This is a genomic window from Corynebacterium sp. 22-2729 (assembly GCF_053479475.1).
The window spans coordinates 1-15,231 of the sequence record NZ_JBRBCA010000015.1 but is presented as its reverse complement, the minus strand read 5'-3'; the positions used below and the strand labels follow the sequence as shown (position 1 = coordinate 15,231).

13 protein-coding genes are annotated in these 15,231 nt (G+C 57.2%); 4 read left to right on the top strand and 9 right to left on the bottom strand.

Annotation, left to right across the window (positions count from 1 at the left end; all coding sequences use genetic code 11):
- Positions 1 to 149: 149 nt before the first annotated feature.
- A complete protein-coding gene (locus ACUY2T_RS09735) occupies positions 150 to 2,807 on the bottom strand; it encodes an ATP-dependent helicase (protein WP_448308422.1) in 2,658 nt (885 codons plus the stop codon).
- A 69-nt stretch (positions 2,808 to 2,876) separates the two neighbouring features.
- On the opposite strand from ACUY2T_RS09735, the gene ACUY2T_RS09730 reads away from it, so the two are divergent.
- Entirely contained in the window at positions 2,877 to 3,194 is a 318-nt protein-coding gene (locus ACUY2T_RS09730; protein ID WP_293790941.1) for a chorismate mutase, read from the top strand.
- Between the two features lie 19 nt (positions 3,195 to 3,213).
- Here the strand turns inward: ACUY2T_RS09730 and ACUY2T_RS09725 are convergent, their stop codons facing one another.
- From ACUY2T_RS09725 to ACUY2T_RS09715, 3 genes are all read right to left on the bottom strand, one after another.
- Positions 3,214 to 4,056, bottom strand: a complete 843-nt coding sequence (locus ACUY2T_RS09725; RefSeq protein ID WP_293790940.1) for a hypothetical protein — start codon at positions 4,054 to 4,056, stop codon at positions 3,214 to 3,216.
- 116 nt (positions 4,057 to 4,172) lie between these two features.
- Positions 4,173 to 5,438 carry an acid phosphatase gene (locus ACUY2T_RS09720; protein ID WP_448308421.1) on the bottom strand — a complete coding sequence of 422 codons (1,266 nt, stop codon included), beginning with the start codon at positions 5,436 to 5,438 and terminating at the stop codon, positions 4,173 to 4,175.
- A gap of 168 nt (positions 5,439 to 5,606) precedes the next feature.
- Positions 5,607 to 6,362: an NADPH-dependent oxidoreductase gene (locus tag ACUY2T_RS09715; protein WP_448308420.1), complete on the bottom strand. Its 756-nt coding sequence runs from the start codon at positions 6,360 to 6,362 to the stop codon at positions 5,607 to 5,609.
- A gap of 214 nt (positions 6,363 to 6,576) precedes the next feature.
- Between ACUY2T_RS09715 and ACUY2T_RS09710 the strand changes: the two genes are divergently transcribed.
- The 3 genes from ACUY2T_RS09710 (at position 6,577) to ACUY2T_RS09700 (ending at position 8,822) form a co-directional block, all read left to right on the top strand.
- Positions 6,577 to 7,137: a LemA family protein gene (locus ACUY2T_RS09710; RefSeq protein WP_293790937.1), complete on the top strand. Its 561-nt coding sequence runs from the start codon at positions 6,577 to 6,579 to the stop codon at positions 7,135 to 7,137.
- An 88-nt stretch (positions 7,138 to 7,225) separates the two neighbouring features.
- The gene (locus ACUY2T_RS09705; RefSeq protein WP_448308419.1) at positions 7,226 to 8,347 is read left to right on the top strand and encodes a M48 family metalloprotease; all 1,122 of its coding nucleotides are present in this window, start codon (positions 7,226 to 7,228) and stop codon (positions 8,345 to 8,347) included.
- Between the two features lie 13 nt (positions 8,348 to 8,360).
- Positions 8,361 to 8,822, top strand: a complete 462-nt coding sequence (locus ACUY2T_RS09700; protein WP_448308418.1) for a DUF1990 family protein — start codon at positions 8,361 to 8,363, stop codon at positions 8,820 to 8,822.
- Between the two features lie 47 nt (positions 8,823 to 8,869).
- Here the strand turns inward: ACUY2T_RS09700 and ACUY2T_RS09695 are convergent, their stop codons facing one another.
- From ACUY2T_RS09695 to ACUY2T_RS09675, 5 genes are all read right to left on the bottom strand, one after another.
- The gene (locus ACUY2T_RS09695) at positions 8,870 to 9,826 is read right to left on the bottom strand and encodes a DUF1963 domain-containing protein (protein ID WP_448308417.1); all 957 of its coding nucleotides are present in this window, start codon (positions 9,824 to 9,826) and stop codon (positions 8,870 to 8,872) included.
- A gap of 375 nt (positions 9,827 to 10,201) precedes the next feature.
- A complete protein-coding gene (locus ACUY2T_RS09690; protein WP_448308416.1) occupies positions 10,202 to 10,543 on the bottom strand; it encodes a recombinase family protein in 342 nt (113 codons plus the stop codon).
- A gap of 38 nt (positions 10,544 to 10,581) precedes the next feature.
- Positions 10,582 to 10,767, bottom strand: a complete 186-nt coding sequence (locus tag ACUY2T_RS09685; RefSeq protein WP_448308415.1) for a recombinase family protein — start codon at positions 10,765 to 10,767, stop codon at positions 10,582 to 10,584.
- Positions 10,768 to 10,776: 9 nt separating this feature from the next.
- Positions 10,777 to 13,932, bottom strand: a complete 3,156-nt coding sequence (locus ACUY2T_RS09680) for a type I restriction endonuclease subunit R, EcoR124 family (RefSeq protein ID WP_448308414.1) — start codon at positions 13,930 to 13,932, stop codon at positions 10,777 to 10,779.
- 12 nt (positions 13,933 to 13,944) lie between these two features.
- On the bottom strand, positions 13,945 to 15,117 hold the full coding sequence (locus ACUY2T_RS09675; protein WP_448308437.1) for a restriction endonuclease subunit S: 1,173 nt from the start codon (positions 15,115 to 15,117) through the stop codon (positions 13,945 to 13,947).
- Between the last annotated feature and the right edge of the window lie 114 nt (positions 15,118 to 15,231).

The following is a 15,231-nucleotide window of genomic DNA, read 5'->3' as shown; positions in this document are numbered from 1 at the left end:
CAAAAATATTCGTCGCGAAACTTTTGTCACAAAAGTCTCTTTTTTTAACGCTGCTGTGGCGTTCATCAACCTCACCGCACGACCTCTACCGACGCAAAAGCGGGCGGCGTCAGAAAAACCCCGGGAATAACCCCGGGGCCGTTACTTCGCTAGAGCTTTTCCATCGGCACACCGCCGAACAACATCAGGCGCACCGTGCCCTGGCTGCCGAAGTCAATCATGCAGGTAGTGTGTGATCCGCTGCCGTCGACGCTCTTCACAGTCCCCAAGCCGTACTTGTCGTGGTTGACCTTGTCCCCGACCGCCAAGTCCAAATCTTGGTTCTTCTTTGCGCCGGCTCCAAAGGCGGGCTTCGTATTCCTTGCAGGCTTGCGATAGGACTGGCCACCCCAGCTTCCAGAGCCAGAGCTCCATCCACCCGAGCCGCCGAAGCTCGTACCGTCGGCGTATCCTCCGCCACCCCAGGCTGAATCCACTCCGCTGCCGAAACGCGCGGGTTCCTCGCGGATCCATTCCATCAGGTTCTCCGGCACCTCAGACAAGAAGCGCGACGGTGGGTTGTTTACAGGTGCACCCCAACCACTGCGGGTAATCGCCCGGGTCAGGAACAACCGCTGCTTGGCGCGCGTAATGCCCACATAGGCCAGACGGCGCTCCTCGGCCAACTCTGTGGGGTCGCCCAGTGCGCGCATGTGCGGGAACTGGCCATCCTCCCACCCGGTCAAAAACACGACGGGGAACTCCAGCCCCTTGGCAGTGTGCAGCGTCATGAGCGTCACCATGTCCTGCTCGTCTGCCGGAATCTGGTCGGCATCAGCGACCAAGCTCACGCGCTCTAGAAAAGCCTGCAGGCTACCCAGTGGCGCCTCCCCCTCAGCCAGCATCGCCTCAGCAGCCTCATCTGCGTCAGCACTGTCTTCACCAGCGCTCCCTGCGCTAGCACCAGGCATCTCCTCATAAGCCTTCAAATTCGCCGACTCCTGAGAGAACTCATGCCCCACGCTCACCAGCTCATTCAGGTTATCCAGACGTGCCCCATCCTGCGGATCGTTGGACTTCTCCAGCAGCTCCTTATACCCAGTCACATCCAGCACTGCGGAAATCACCCGCCCCAAGTCGGGCAGCCCCAGCCCAGAACCGTCGGAGGCGGTCATCTCCATCGTCTCTGTCTCCGCCCGCAGCGCGTCCATCATGTCCAGGAACTTGCCAATGGAATTGCGGCCGCGAGCGGAAAGGCCGGCGACCTTGCCCGCGGCGGCGTCACCAAGAGCAGCCGAAAAACCTATCTCCTGGCCTTCCGCGTGCACCGTAACCTGCGCGATGGCCTTATCTCCAATACCGCGGCGCGGGGTGTTGATGATGCGCCGCAACGCCACCGTGTCATCCGCATTATCCAGCACCTTTAGGTATGCAACGATGTCACGGATCTCGCGGCGCTCATAGAAGCGCGTGCCACCGACAACCTTGTACGGCAACCCAGAGCGCACCAACACATCCTCGATCGCGCGGGAGGCATTGTTGGTGCGGTACATGATCGAAATATCGCCGTAGGAGTAACCCTCGTTATCCACGAGGTCGTCGATCTGCTGGACGATGAAATTCGCCTCGTCGTGTTCGTTATCCGCAACATAGCCGCCGATCAGCTCTCCATCGCCCAGATCCGTCCACAGTTTCTTTGGCCGGCGGCCCTGGTTACGGTCGATCACAGCATTGGCAGCGGTGAGAATCCGCTGCGTGGAACGGTAGTTCTGCTCCAAAAGGATTGTGTGAGCATCCGGATAGTCGCGCTCGAACTCCTCAATATTGCGGATCGTCGCCCCACGGAAGGCGTAGATCGACTGGTCAGCATCGCCCACTACGCACAGCTCGGATTCCGCCTTGCCCTTGCCGGCGAGTGCCGCGACCAGCTCGTATTGCGCATGGTTTGTGTCCTGGTACTCGTCGACCATGATGTGACGGAAGCGACGGCGGTAGTGTTCGCGCACGTCCGGATTGTTATTGAGGATCCCCACAACCTCGCCGATCAGGTCGTCAAAGTCCACTGCGTTCGCCGCCCGGAGACGCTGCTGGTAGGTCTTGTACAGCGTGGCGATCTGCGCGGTGTGAGGATTCGAATCGCGCTGCGCCTCCTCCAATGCACCTTGCGGGCCAACCAGCTCGTTTTTCCAATTGGAGATCACGTGCAGCACCCCGCGCGGCGAGAACTCCTTCAAATCCAGCGAGGCGTCCTTGATAATCATGGACATTAAGCGCTTGGAATCATCCGAGTCGTAGATGCTGAAGTTCGTGTTCAGCCCTGGCGCGAGGTGTGCATTGGCACGCAGCACACGCACGCAAAAGGAGTGGAAGGTAGAGACCCACATCCGCTCCGCTTGTGGACCGACCATATCCATCACGCGCTCGCGCATCTCCGCCGCGGCCTTGTTGGTAAAGGTGATTGCAAGGATCTGCCACGGCGCCACACCGTTGGCCAGCAGGTAGGCAATGCGGCGCGTCAACACACTCGTCTTACCCGACCCGGCACCCGCCACGATCAGCAGCGGGCTACCCATGTGCTCGACCGCCTGCCGCTGCTGTGGGTTAAGTCCGTTCAGCAGTTCTTCTTTTTGACGCCCAGTTTCCGCGCCCGACTGTCCAGTCGCGCGCTGCGGCTGCGGTTCTGGGCGAGGTGTGGTATGCAGACTCGCCAGTACGTTCTCATAGCCCTCCGGAGGCAGATCCTCCTCTGGTGGAGGCACCTCTTCTGCAAACAGTGTCGGTTCTTCGGGCAGCGGCAGGTCGGCGAATGGATCGTGCTGGTTGTGCATGTTTTCCCTTTGTGCTCCCTAGAAACTCTTTGTGAAACTCTCCGGCCAACTAGCGGTAGACTACAGCGCATGAGCGACAACGAAGACTCGCAGCCTGCTGAGTTCACCGTCCGAATGCCTTCCGGCACGGACGATCCTTTATCGGATTCAGAAATTCAATCCTACCGCGAGGAAATCAACCGCCTCGACCGCGCCATCATCGATGCAATTCACCGCCGTAGCGAGGTCTCAAAGGCCATCGGCAAAACACGTCTAGGTTCGGGTGGCACGAAGCTCGTCTATACGCGCGAGGTCGCGATCATTAATCAATTCCGCGAGGAATTCGGCACAGAGGGCGTAGAAATAGCAAAGGCCCTGCTGCAGCTAGGCAGAGGGCGCTTGGGCTAAAGAGCGTGGCGTTAGTGGTTTATGCCAGGCGGAAACCGGCTCCTACTCCCCCAGCCGCGTTCAGGTCAGCAGCGATAACATTCCATGCCGCACCGGCCGTCGGCGCGTGGAAAGGTCCTTGCAGCGGGGTAGTGCAGGAAGGCAGGTTGGCTACGCCACCGTTGATAATGCCGATGAGGCGGTTGCCGACGTAGATCGGGGCACCCGAATCGCCAACGGAGCCGCACAGGTGCGAGACCAGGAAGGGGCCGGAGATCGCCAGCATTGGGCCGCAAGAGGTACCCGTGGCCACTCCGGTCTTGCACATCTGCTGCAAGCTACCTGGGGTCGGTCCGCCCAGTGCGTTGAGGTGTACGTTGTTGTAGCTGCGGGTCAGGCGCACCTTGTTGTTGAACTTGATGACGGCGTAGTCCGGGTAGCCGTTACGAACGACGGTGCCGATTTGCCCCGCACGCTCGCTATCCATGGAAGTGACCGGAGCGCCGGGCTTACCGCAGTGTCCAGCGGTGATGCCCACTTTGTTCCCTGCTTTGTCATAGCCGACGACGGCCAGAGTGCAGATGTTGTTGCCTACGTAGATCGGCATGGACGGGCCTGCCAGCACGTTTGGTGCGGCGGCTCGCTGTGCTTGAGGAATGCCGGGGGAAGTGAAGTAGTGGCCGGGAATGCGGTGTGGTCCGGGCTGGCCGGTGGCCTTGAGGAAGGCATCGGCGGATCCTGCTGGAGCCGCGGAGGCCTCCGGCGCATTAAAGGTCGCACCAAATGTGGCGGAGATGGCCAGTGCCGCGCCCGCGATCAAAGCTGCGAAGCGACGGGTAGTGCGAGTGGGGACGAGTGAGGCTGTCAAGGACCGGGAGCGCATACTTTCCTTCGTTTTTGTTGGCAATGGAACTAACCCTATCGCACGAAACAGGATTCACATGCGCCACAGTGGTAACAGTTTGCTAAAGGTTACCCCTGCCTCCCAGCTACGCGGTTCTAACGCAGAACAGTGACGCTGCCGTCGCCGTTGACCTTGACCTTAGCGGCAAATGCGGCGGCCATGTTCAGGCGCTGCCAAGAACCACGTGGCCCCTGATCGTCCAGCGGAGAGCCAGACGGAATTGCCGTCTGACGCAGGATGGAGGCGCGCTGCTTGTAGGTCAGCTTCGGGAACTTCGGCAGCAGCAGATCCGGCGCAGCCTGCGGCACGATCATCGGCGCATCCTTGCGGTAGATCTTCGGGAAGCCGTAGGTCATGCGGTCGGTGTACTCGCGCACAGCCTGGTCGGTGGAACGGTAGGCCTTGTCGCCCTTGATGACCTGTGCCAGCGGGCGGCCAGCGCGCCATTCGAGTTCGGCACGCAGTTCCTTTCCAGCCTGGCGGATCGCATCGCGCATCTTCGGGTCATTCCAACGGTCAGCTGCCGCTGCAGTACCGGACATGCGGCCACCCATGACGTCCAGCGGGTAATGCACACCCATCACAATGCGGTTGTTACCAGCCTCAGACCCACGAGCCAGGATCTGCGGAGCCAGCTCCGGCAGGGTCAGCGCCAGCAAAGTGGTGGACCAGACAGCCTGGTTGGTGTGACCAGATGGGTAGGACTTGGAGGTGCCGTAGAAATTACGCGAACCGCCGTCCTGGTACTTCTTAATGCGGTTCGGAGCCTTAACGAATGGACGGTCGTAACCGAACACCATCTTTTCCACGAAGGTGGAGGATGCAACTCCGCCTGCGCGTGCCAGGTAACCGTTGCCCAGCAGGAACTGGGTCTTCGGCAGGCGGTTCTCGCGCAGGGCAGCACGGAAGTGGCGGCCAAGCTCGTCGCCCAGCGAATCGGAGAACGCATCCAGCACGCCAGCCTTGTCCGCGCGAGCGTCCTTCTGCGCGCGCTGGATAGCTGCCGGGTTGTCCTGCACAGCGTTGTTGATGTTCACAACCTTATCCAGGTTCTGCTTCATGATCGCCGGGTGGTTGGCGCGCACATCGTTGAAGCCATCGACGACATCCAGGTAGATGCCGTAGCCGTGGGAGCTGATGTCAGAGATGTAGCCACCCAGGTACTCCGGGCCGAAAGGCTGCGGGTTTGGTGCACCCGTGTGCGGCACCGGGTGCGGGTAGTTCGGTAGCCCCTGCGAACCAGCGATAGCTGGCATGCTCACTGGAGCAGCTGCGGCTTGACCTACGTTTACTGCGGAAAGGGACATCGTCGCGGCCATCACGGTCGCCGTCGTGATCTTCAGACCCTTCTTGTTAGTCACTGTTTTCCTCATCCTTGAAATGTCGACTGTGTCTTCTTTGTGAACGCCAGGCCTCCGAGCCCGCCCGGCGCGAATTCACATAGTTTTATAAACTCTCCGGAATGCTAACCCAAGTAGCTGAACTAAAGGTTAAGTTCAGGTTAGATGCGGGTGACGCGCGAGAGGGCGTCACACAATAAAACCTTGCCAGCGCGCCGCCTGCAGTGAGTCGTCATTGCCATCCCGGGAGAAAGGAAAGTTCTTCAAAACCTGGTTGGTAAAGCTTTCCACCCGCCGGTTAGCGTTGCGCAGGTCGTAATACGTCCTCATTTCCTCGTCGTAATCTGCCAGGTCGGCGGTCAAGTTCTCCCTGGTCTGGTAGCTGTTCTCCATGACGCGGAAAGCACGTGGCATGCGGGGCTTCAGCTGCGGATCCTGATTCGGCCAACCGAGGGTGAGCCCCACCACCGGGAAGGTGTAGCGCGGCAGCTCGAGCAGTTCGATAACCCCGGCAGTGTCGTTATGAATATTGCCTAGGTAGTTCGCGCCAAGGCCAAAGGATTCGGCGGCGTTCACCACGTTCTGCGCCATCAGGCAGGCATCTGTGAAAGCTTCCACAAACGCCTTCGTGCGCCCCGCAGCGCGTGGATCGCCGCCGTTTTCCCGCAGGATTTGAGCATTGCGCGCAGTATCGGCCAGGAACAACAGGTACACAGGAGCCCGGCGAACGTACTCCTGATTTCCGATCTCCGCCAGACGCTCCCGCAGCTGTCTATCCGTCACGCGAATAATGCTCGCCTGCTGCATTCCACGGGAGGACGCAGTACGCATAGCGACATCATAGATCGTTTCCAGGGTTTGCTCGTCCACCGGCTGATCGGTGAACTCCCTGATTGTGCGATGGGAAAGCTGGTGGTCGACCATGGGATTTGGACTAGTTGACATGGAATCCACCTTAACGACTGTGATGCCCCCGAGCTCTGCGACACCTTATCGAGAGCACAGACACAAAATGCACTACACTGCGCCGGGAACAAAGGTTGGCGATAATACATTTCAATACTGGTGGTTGGTGCGAAGTTTCGTATCCTCCTAAATGGCCACTTCGCAACCGATTTCACACATAGATACGTTCAAGGGTTCCAAGGAAAGTACTGACATGATCATTGCAATTATCGCCATCGTTATCCTCGTCCTACTCGTCATCATCTGGTTCGCCATGTACAACGGCCTCGTCAAAAAGCGAAACACGGTCAACGAGGCATATGCACAGATCGATACCCAGCTGCAGCGTCGCGGCGACTTGATCCCCAACCTTGTATCCACGGTCAAGGGATATGCTAACCACGAGGCGAAGGTGTTCCACGATATCGCTGAGCTGCGCAGCGCAACTGACCGCGCCCGCGCCACCGGCACTGTGCAGGATGCATCCCAGGCAGAAGCAGTGTTCGGTCGCACCATGGCCACCCTGCGTGCAACCGCAGAGGCCTACCCAGAACTGCAGGCGTCCCGCAATTTCCAACAGCTGCAGGAAGAGCTAGCCGCCACCGAAAACAAGGTCGGCTTTGCGCGCCAGTACTACAACTCTTCGACGAACAACTACAACACCGCTATCCAGTCCGTGCCGACCAACATCGTGGCCTCCGTGCACGGCTTCCGCCCCTTCGAATACTTCCAGGTGGAGGAGTCCAAGCGCCAGGCTCCCGACGTGTCCTTCTAATCTCCTCCCCCGTCACCTTCAATTTTTGTAGAGACTGCACTTTCCGCCGCCGCAGTCGAGGTGATTTCACGACCGAAAAGGAGGAACCATGGGCCACCAACCGACGACCTTCAACGAATCGCTGTCTCAGCTACGTCGGGGCATCGCCGTCGCATGGCTCGCAAACGTGCTGGTCTTGCAGCTGTCCATCGTGGCATGTGCCTGCGCCGCCTATGTCGGTACCAACGGCAGCAATATTGACTTCAACACCCTAGGCATGGTCATTTTGATCTCTGCCGGTGTTGCCATTCCGGTAGCGATGCTGATCATTCTGTATTCCTACTTCTTTTCCACCCGGACCGTACTGTCCGCGATCGGCGGGCAAAAGCGCCTGGTGGAGCAGGGCATGATCTACAACATTGTGGAAGAAATGGCGATCGCCGCCGGTATGCCTTCTCCGCCGAAGGTCTATGTGCTCATCGGAACCGGAGTGCCCAATGCTTATGCCCTGGGTGGCAAGAGAAAGAAGCCGCAGACTGGCACGATCATTGTCACCGAAGAACTCGGCTATCTGCTTAATCGCGAGCAGCTGCAGGCCGTGATCTCCCATGAGATGAGCCACCTTACCGCCGAGGACAACCGGGTCATGACCCAGCTAGTGGCGATTGCGTCCGTCATCTCCATCCTGCAGTCCGCGTTTATCTACGGAAGTTTGAGCTCCAATAACCGCAATCGCTCCAACTCGAACTCCAGCGGTGGTGGCCATGCGGTTGTCGCACTCGTCATTTTCTTGGTCTCCTTCTGCGTCATCCTGGCAGCCCCTGCGCTGTCCAACATTGCGAGGGCCTATATGTCGCGCTATCGCGAGCAACAGGCCGATAGCCATGGCGTTTCGCTCTGCCGCAACCCCACTGCCCTGGCACAAGCCCTCATCACGATCCGTGCATTTCACCAGGCCAACCCGCACACGGTGGATAACTCCATGTACGGTAGCCCCGGTTCCTTGGCTCTATATGCACCGGAGAGAGACATCATCGAGAGTTTCCACAACTCCGACCAGAGCAAAAAGGGCGGCATGTTCGAGCGGGCAATGAATAAGCGGCGGAATTTCTCCGCCACCCACCCGCCAATCTGGGAGCGCGTCGATGCATTGATCGCCATGGGGGCTTATGTGCAGGATTTTGTCCCTCATGTGCCACAGCATCAGCAGATCTCCGGGCACATCAAGTAGCCTGGTGCGTTCTATGAACCCTGAAGCGCCACGAGCTCCCCTCTCCTATACCTCGACCGTTGGCTTCCCAGAGCTGAATATGGCGCGGGTCATTAACGCAGACTTCGATACCGCCGCCGACCGTCTCTTCAGGTGGGGCGTGCAGCGCAGCGGACTATTCCGTGTGCACCCCACGCATGAGGTCGTGGAACTCAATGCGGAAGTTGCCTTGGGATTTGGGCCGTGGACCTTCCGCTGCCGGGTGGTTGATGTGTTCGCCGAACCGGGACGTTGCGGCTTTACCTACGGCACTCTCCCCGGCCACCTCGAGCGCGGAGAAGAGACCTTTACCCTCGAGCGGTTGCACCATGGCCGGGTTCTTTTTCTTGTTGACGCCAAATCTCAGCCCGCTCGCTTCCCCGCTTTACGTCGACTTATCGACCTGCCTCGGCGTGCTTTGATTCGCCGCTTCTATCTGCGCGCGTTGGACGACTAGCACGATAAACGGCAAGACAGCGAGAGCTGCAATGCCACACGCAGGTCTTATAAGCAGTCCCAGGCAAATTCGACCCGATCGAAGTTGCGCGCAGCGAGGTCATCGGGATGGATATAAAAGTTTCCAACTCCGGTGTCGCCCCATTCGCAAGGGAGGTCCTGGTCTATTCTCGCGAGCACTATTCGGGGATCAGACGGATGGAAGGGGTCGCGGTTCAGAAGAATTTCGTATCCACCGAGCGAGGATCCGTTTGCAGACGGATAGTCAATGGGTTCTAGGAACTCATCGGCATGGGGATAGACAGTGAAGCCCTCTTGTTCTGCGCGCCCGACAGCCGCGGCAAACGCATCTTTCCTCGATCCTTGACCATCACGGCTGGGCTTCTCGAAAGTCGTCTCCCCGCCGATTACCCAACGCGAAACAAGGCTTCCCCTAAACGTGTGAATATCCACGTAATCCTGGCCTCTTCTAAGCAGGGTGCGGGGACCTTTCGGATCAAAAATAGCCCGACCGTACTCGTGGGCGCTATAATCAACCTCCTGGTCGATTCGAACTCCATCGATCGTGACGGGATCGAGTGGCTCGGGAGCTGGATGCTCGCCTGAATGCAGGATCTCTTCCTCAGGCATCTCACCTACATGCGGTGCAGAAAGGTCTTCGAAATACCTGGCGAACGGGGTGGGTTCTTGGCACGAATCCTGCTGGTTCGGCGCCATCAAAAAATCACCCCAAAAATCAGTATCAGGCACGAATAACTGAAGGAGCCCGGTCGTGGGGAACCCCGGAAGCTGCTCGAGCTCAGAGAAATTGAACTGGGCAATGAAGAACATGGGCCGACCGTCGTAATACGGGTAGGGTGCATGCTCCGGAAGGTAGGGGGTGCCACATACCTTCGAAGTGGTGGGCGAATCGGGGCGTGAGCTTTCTTTAAGCGCAAGAGCAGGGCGGGTGGGAATGCTATCGAAGGAGTACTTCAGGTCATACACGATATCGGAGTAGGCCACTCCAACAACTGTAAGGGAAGCTGCTAACCCCCGCATATATCCAGGAGACAAAAAGAAGCGCCCTCCTCTAACGTGAAAGCTAGAGGAAGGGCGCTATTGGTAGCGGGGGCAGGATTCGAACCTTCGACCTCTGGGAACGTTGACGAAAATACCGCCATGTGAGGAAAGCGTTTGCGAATAGGTAGACATGAGCACTCCTTGCCAAATACGGAAATGTGCGATCAGTCGCGTATTTGGCACCGGCTCTGCCGTGCGGTATCACCGTATCCTCACTCTACGCACTCCAGCGTGCTCAGGGTGCCGCTAGCACTGTCTAGAATGCGCTAGCAGGGTGCAAGAGCGCTAGAGACGCAGAATAGTGCTGGGTCTGGGCTGTTATGCGCCAGCTTCAAGGCGCTCGATAGCACGGCAGATGGTTGGCCGAGAGACATCGAATGTCCTGGCTACAGCGCTGACGGACTTCCCGCCGGCGATGAGTTCTTTTGCGACTTGCGCCTGCTCGTTACTGAGCTTTGGCTTCGGCCCAGCAACTCGGCCCTGGGAGCGGGCGTGCGCCACACCTTCACAAGTGCGCTGGATCAGTAAGTCTCTTTCCCGCTCGGCGAGTGAGGCCATAACGTTGAGAACTACTTTGTCTGCGAGGCGGGAGGTGTCCAGCGCTGGTTCCGGCACCTTGACGTTGATGGCACGCTTAGCCAGTTCAGCGATGGTGTTCACGGTATCTACGAGGTTGCGGCCGAACCTGTCCAGCCGGGTTACAACCAGGGGTCATCGGGGCGCATGTACGCCAGTGCATCATCGAGACCGGGCCGCTGCCAGTTCGTGTCGGAGATGGTGTCTAAGTAGATGTGCTTAGGGTCGCAGCCAGCCTCAATGATGGCGTCGCACTGGGTGTCGAGCGACTGCCCCTGCTTCGATGTAGAGACGCGGGCGTAACCCAATGAGCATGGCTAGTCCTCCACCGCTTCTTCGAGGTCTGCGGGCAGGTTGTGGTTGAGGACGTACTCACGCAGCAGTCGGTCAATCGCCATGCGGATCTTAAAGCGCGACAGTTTCTTTCCCATCTGTTGACGAAAGTAATCGGCAGCAGCGTCGAGATTGACAGAGTCAACGACATCATCGAAACGGCCATACTCGTTGAGATGCGGCTCATCGACGTGCACCGCAAGCATAGTTCGAAGAAGGTCTGCATCGACGCCAATAGCTTGCACAAGCTGGTCGATTTCACGATCCTGCTGCGTGAGCTTGTAGTCGTTAATGTAATCCTGCACGGTTTTGCCAGGCACGAGAACAGCATCACCGGACTGGATGTCATGGAGCCAGCGGTTAGCATAGACCTGGTCTTCCGCGCTTAAGCGTGCAAAGCCAGCGTGCAGGTCTGAGAGCAGCTCATCGAGTGCAACCTGCGGCAAGCCAGCCTCAATAGCGCGTAAGTACTTCGTGTACTTCGCGTTGAGGTAATCAGCGTCGATACGTGCAGTGTCGATATGGGTGATGTGGACGTTGAGGTCGTAGGGCGGGCGATCATCCCCGTCTCCCCCGCCTGGTTCCGGTTCGGGTTCACCGTCTGAACGGTCAAGTTCCTTGTAGCGCGACAACAACGCGATGTACACCGGCTCGGTCAGTTCCACTTCAATCTCGTTGTCGGCAAACTGGTACGTGTCTTTCTCCCAGGTAAAACCCTGGATTTGAGCTGCTTGGAGATGCTCGTACAGTTCGGGAAGTACCTTTGCGAACTCAAGGCGGTCGGCTTCATCGTCCGGCAATCGAGAGAAGTCATCGATGCCAGCAAAAAGTCGCTTAATAACGGTAAAGCACTGGTTTATTTGAATTAAGTGTTCGTCAAGGCGATCGACAAACAGCCCGAAGGGTTTATCACCAGAGTAGAGCTTCACTGCGGCGTCAATGTTGCGCTGCATCGTGTACGGCTTGCGGTAGAAGCGGATAGAGCCGAAGGGCTTCTCTGGGCCAAAGACACGGTTAGTACGCGAAAAAGCCTGGATGATGTTCTCGTAGGCGATGACCTTGTCCAGATACAGGGTGTTTAACCACTTGGAGTCGAAGCCAGTAAGCATCTGATCGACGACAATGAGCAGGTCAATCTGCTTATCGTGTGTAAACGCCGGCGTGTTGTACGGTGCCTTGTGTGCCAGCCGCGCAGCAATATCGCGCTTAAAAGCGTCATGCATCGGCATCGTGAAGTGCTGGTCAAACATGGTGTTGTAATGCTCAAGCACTTCGATGAGGCCGTCTTCTTTTCTCAGTTGCGCTTCCCCGGTGTTGTCGATATTCGGATCGAACAGCGCCGTCACGTTCAACTGCGGGTAAGCATCACGGAAGATGCGAAAGTACTCGATTGCCTCAGGGATCGAGTGCGTAGCCAAGATGGCATGGAAAGCGCTGTTTCGGCTTAGGTGTCCCCAGTGCTTCGCGATGTCGGCAGCGACAGCAGCACGGTGCTCAGGCTGGTTGTACTGCGACATCGGCAGGTAGTCTTCGATGCCTTTGTCGTAGGAGCCGTCATCATGGCGCACACCAGCCATCGGGACCTTTGCCTTGTCCATGAACTTGAGGAAGACCTTTTCTTTCTTCGGGTCACTAAAGGCATCTTGCTCATTGATAGCCTTCGCTTGTTCCAAAGCAATGGTTTCACGCACATCATGCGCGCGGAAGGTCTCGACCATCTCAGGATCGAAGCCGAGCACATTGCCGTCACGAATACCATCGGCAATGGAATAGCGGTGCAGCTCATTGCCGAAGATAGTGGCCGTAGTGGCGCGTACCTTCTGGTTCTCGTCGTGGATCGGAGTACCTGTAAAGCCGAAGAGCAGCGCGTCTGGCAGCGTGGTCTTGATGCCCAGCAGCATGTCACCAAAGGTGGAGCGGTGTGCTTCATCAACGATGAAGACGATGCGCTTATCACGCAGTTTCTTCAGGACTGGCGCGCGCAGGGTCTCAGCCTGCAAGTGATGGAACTTCTGTAGCGAAGTAACGATCAGCACCGACGTGTCGTTTGTCAGCAGCCGCAGCAGTTCATCAGCGCTAGCGGTGTCTGAGACATCGATGGTATCTCCGCCATAGCTACGGTAATTCGCCAGAGACTGTGTACCCAGCTCGACACGGTCAAGCAGGAACACAACCTTATCGGCGTTTTTAGAGTCAGCGATAAGCTGCGCGGTCTTAAAGCTAGTGATCGTCTTGCCAGAGCCGGTGGTATGCCAAATGTAGCCGCCCTTATTGTCACTACCCCACTCGTGGCTTTCCACCCGGTCAGCAATGCGGTGCGCTGCAAAGTACTGGTACGAGCGCATGACCATGAGCACGCCCGCTGCGCGGTCAGTGACGGTGTAGAACCCGATGAGTTGGTGCGCCATGGGGATCGACAGCAGTGAAGTTACAACCGCAGGCCAGTCGTTGATCGGCTCATTGTTGAAATCAGCCCAGTTGAAGAAGAAATCAGGGTTGAACTTGCCCCCAGGGCCGGGATTAGCGAAGTACAGCGATTCAGTCGGCGTCATCGCAACGAAGATCTGTACCAGTGAAAACAGGCCGGTGTAAACCCCTTCATGGGCGTATTTAATGATCTGGTTCGTAGCCTGCGAGACAGGCACACCAGAGCGCTTTAGTTCCAGATGGATCACCGGCATGCCATTGATGAGCAGCATGAGGTCACCCCTACGCTCCGGCATGAGCTTGTGTGCTGCAGTGGAGAACTTCGGCTGCCGTGCGATCTGATAGCAGGACTGACCACCGGCGATCTCGCGGCGGTCGTAGATTTTAAGGCTTACCTCTTTGCCCAGATTGTGCGCCTCAGGTGCATCGCGGGTAATGGCGACACTACGCCCGTTGATGAACTCGTTGAGCAGCAAGGGCGTGCGCAGCTCCGTGATCTGCTCAATGATTTGGTCCATCTCAGTCGATGTCAGCGGTACATCGCCGAGCCGGTCCTGGTCACGGTTGTTGTTGTAGAGGATCTCAGCCCAGTTTTCGATGAGCTGGCGCTCTGTGGGACGGTCGAGCACCTCATCCCAACCATGACGGTGCAGCATAGCGACAACGTCGTCTTCGAAACGTGCTTCGTCTGTGTACGTCAGTGGTGTAGTCATAACGAGTGCTCCTTAGACGAACATGCGCTGCAGCAGCGCAGTCTTCGCTTGGACAAGTTGAGTGATGTAGCTGGCTTCAGCTGCGATAAGCGAATCGAGGTTGGAGAAAATCTCACTGATAGCGCGCTGTTCTTCAAAGGACGGAAAAGAAAAGTCAGTTTCAGTCAAGGTTGAAATTGAGATAGAGCTAACCTTGGTTCCCTGCATTTTCGACAACAACTGGTTGTGAAAACTAGGGGCATTGAGAGCGTGCCCGAGAAAACCGGGGGCAAAGGCTCTGTTAGGTCGTGCAGAGATTGTGTGCAATCCAGCGAGAACAAGTTTGTCAGAAACACCCTGTATCTCTACGCACTTACCTACAGTGGAGTCCTCAGCCGCATCCGCAAAGAGAATGTCTCCATCAAAAAGACTCTGTCGAGATACGTTTGAAAGTCGATCAACATGACGAACAAAAGGTATCTCGATATGAGCAGCATCCACGACAGAGTCGTATTTCACAAGGATGTCCCCGTAATGGATGTTCATTGCCGAGGTCGGTACGTCAGTTAGCTCTGCCCGGCTCAAACTATTATGCCCGCGATAGTCGACCAAGTCGGAGAAAGCATGTGTCTCCCACCCACCATCGAAACCACCAAGCCGCAACTCCGGCTCATCGGCACCGTCTTGCGGGAACATGCGCTGCAGCAGTGCGGTTTTGGTCTGCTGCAGGTTGGCGCGCTTGGCGCGGTGTTGTTTGATAAGCGCGTCGAGATCAGAGAAGAGTTCACCTATAAGGCGCTGTTCTTCGAGAGTGGGAGGGACAGATATCCGGTACTCGTTTAGCACACTCCGAGTTAGTTGAGGCTGCGCACCACCAGTAACCAGGGATTTGAGTGATCGGGATCTTAAGTTCCCGTAAAGAAACCTCTTGTCGATACCGCTGCTGTCGACGTTCACAACCATCGAGTTACCAGTAATCCAAACCGGACCCGATACATAGCTTGGGGTACCCGTGTTCTCACCACGAGCCGAAATAGTTACTTGATCGGCGGTGTGGTTAGCTGCGTTGTAGAAGCCAATGAAACCATTCGCTCCGAAGACAGGCACACCTGATTGTTGTAGATCTTTACTCGCGATTGTTTGAGGTTGATACATCCAGGCAATGTCAGCGAGCCTAGTATACGTCCAATTACTGAAGTGTCCCAGGTTTTGTTCCGTTTGAGTAGATGGGAAAATCTGGAATATACCAAGAAAATTTGACCAGGATGCCAAGGACCGTGTGGTCCGTCTCGTGGAAGACCGCATCTTGGCGGAAAATAT

Excerpts from the sequence above, each read along its gene's own strand:
- ACUY2T_RS09735 (WP_448308422.1), bottom strand. The coding sequence starts at position 2,807 with ATGCACAACCAGCACGATCCATTCGCCGACCTGCCGCTGCCCGAAGAA.
- ACUY2T_RS09730 (WP_293790941.1), top strand. The coding sequence starts at position 2,877 with ATGAGCGACAACGAAGACTCGCAGCCTGCTGAGTTCACCGTCCGAATG.
- ACUY2T_RS09725 (WP_293790940.1), bottom strand. The coding sequence starts at position 4,056 with ATGCGCTCCCGGTCCTTGACAGCCTCACTCGTCCCCACTCGCACTACC.
- ACUY2T_RS09715 (WP_448308420.1), bottom strand. The coding sequence starts at position 6,362 with ATGTCAACTAGTCCAAATCCCATGGTCGACCACCAGCTTTCCCATCGC.
- ACUY2T_RS09710 (WP_293790937.1), top strand. The coding sequence starts at position 6,577 with ATGATCATTGCAATTATCGCCATCGTTATCCTCGTCCTACTCGTCATC.
- ACUY2T_RS09705 (WP_448308419.1), top strand. The coding sequence starts at position 7,226 with ATGGGCCACCAACCGACGACCTTCAACGAATCGCTGTCTCAGCTACGT.
- ACUY2T_RS09700 (WP_448308418.1), top strand. The coding sequence starts at position 8,361 with ATGAACCCTGAAGCGCCACGAGCTCCCCTCTCCTATACCTCGACCGTT.
- ACUY2T_RS09680 (WP_448308414.1), bottom strand. The coding sequence starts at position 13,932 with ATGACTACACCACTGACGTACACAGACGAAGCACGTTTCGAAGACGAC.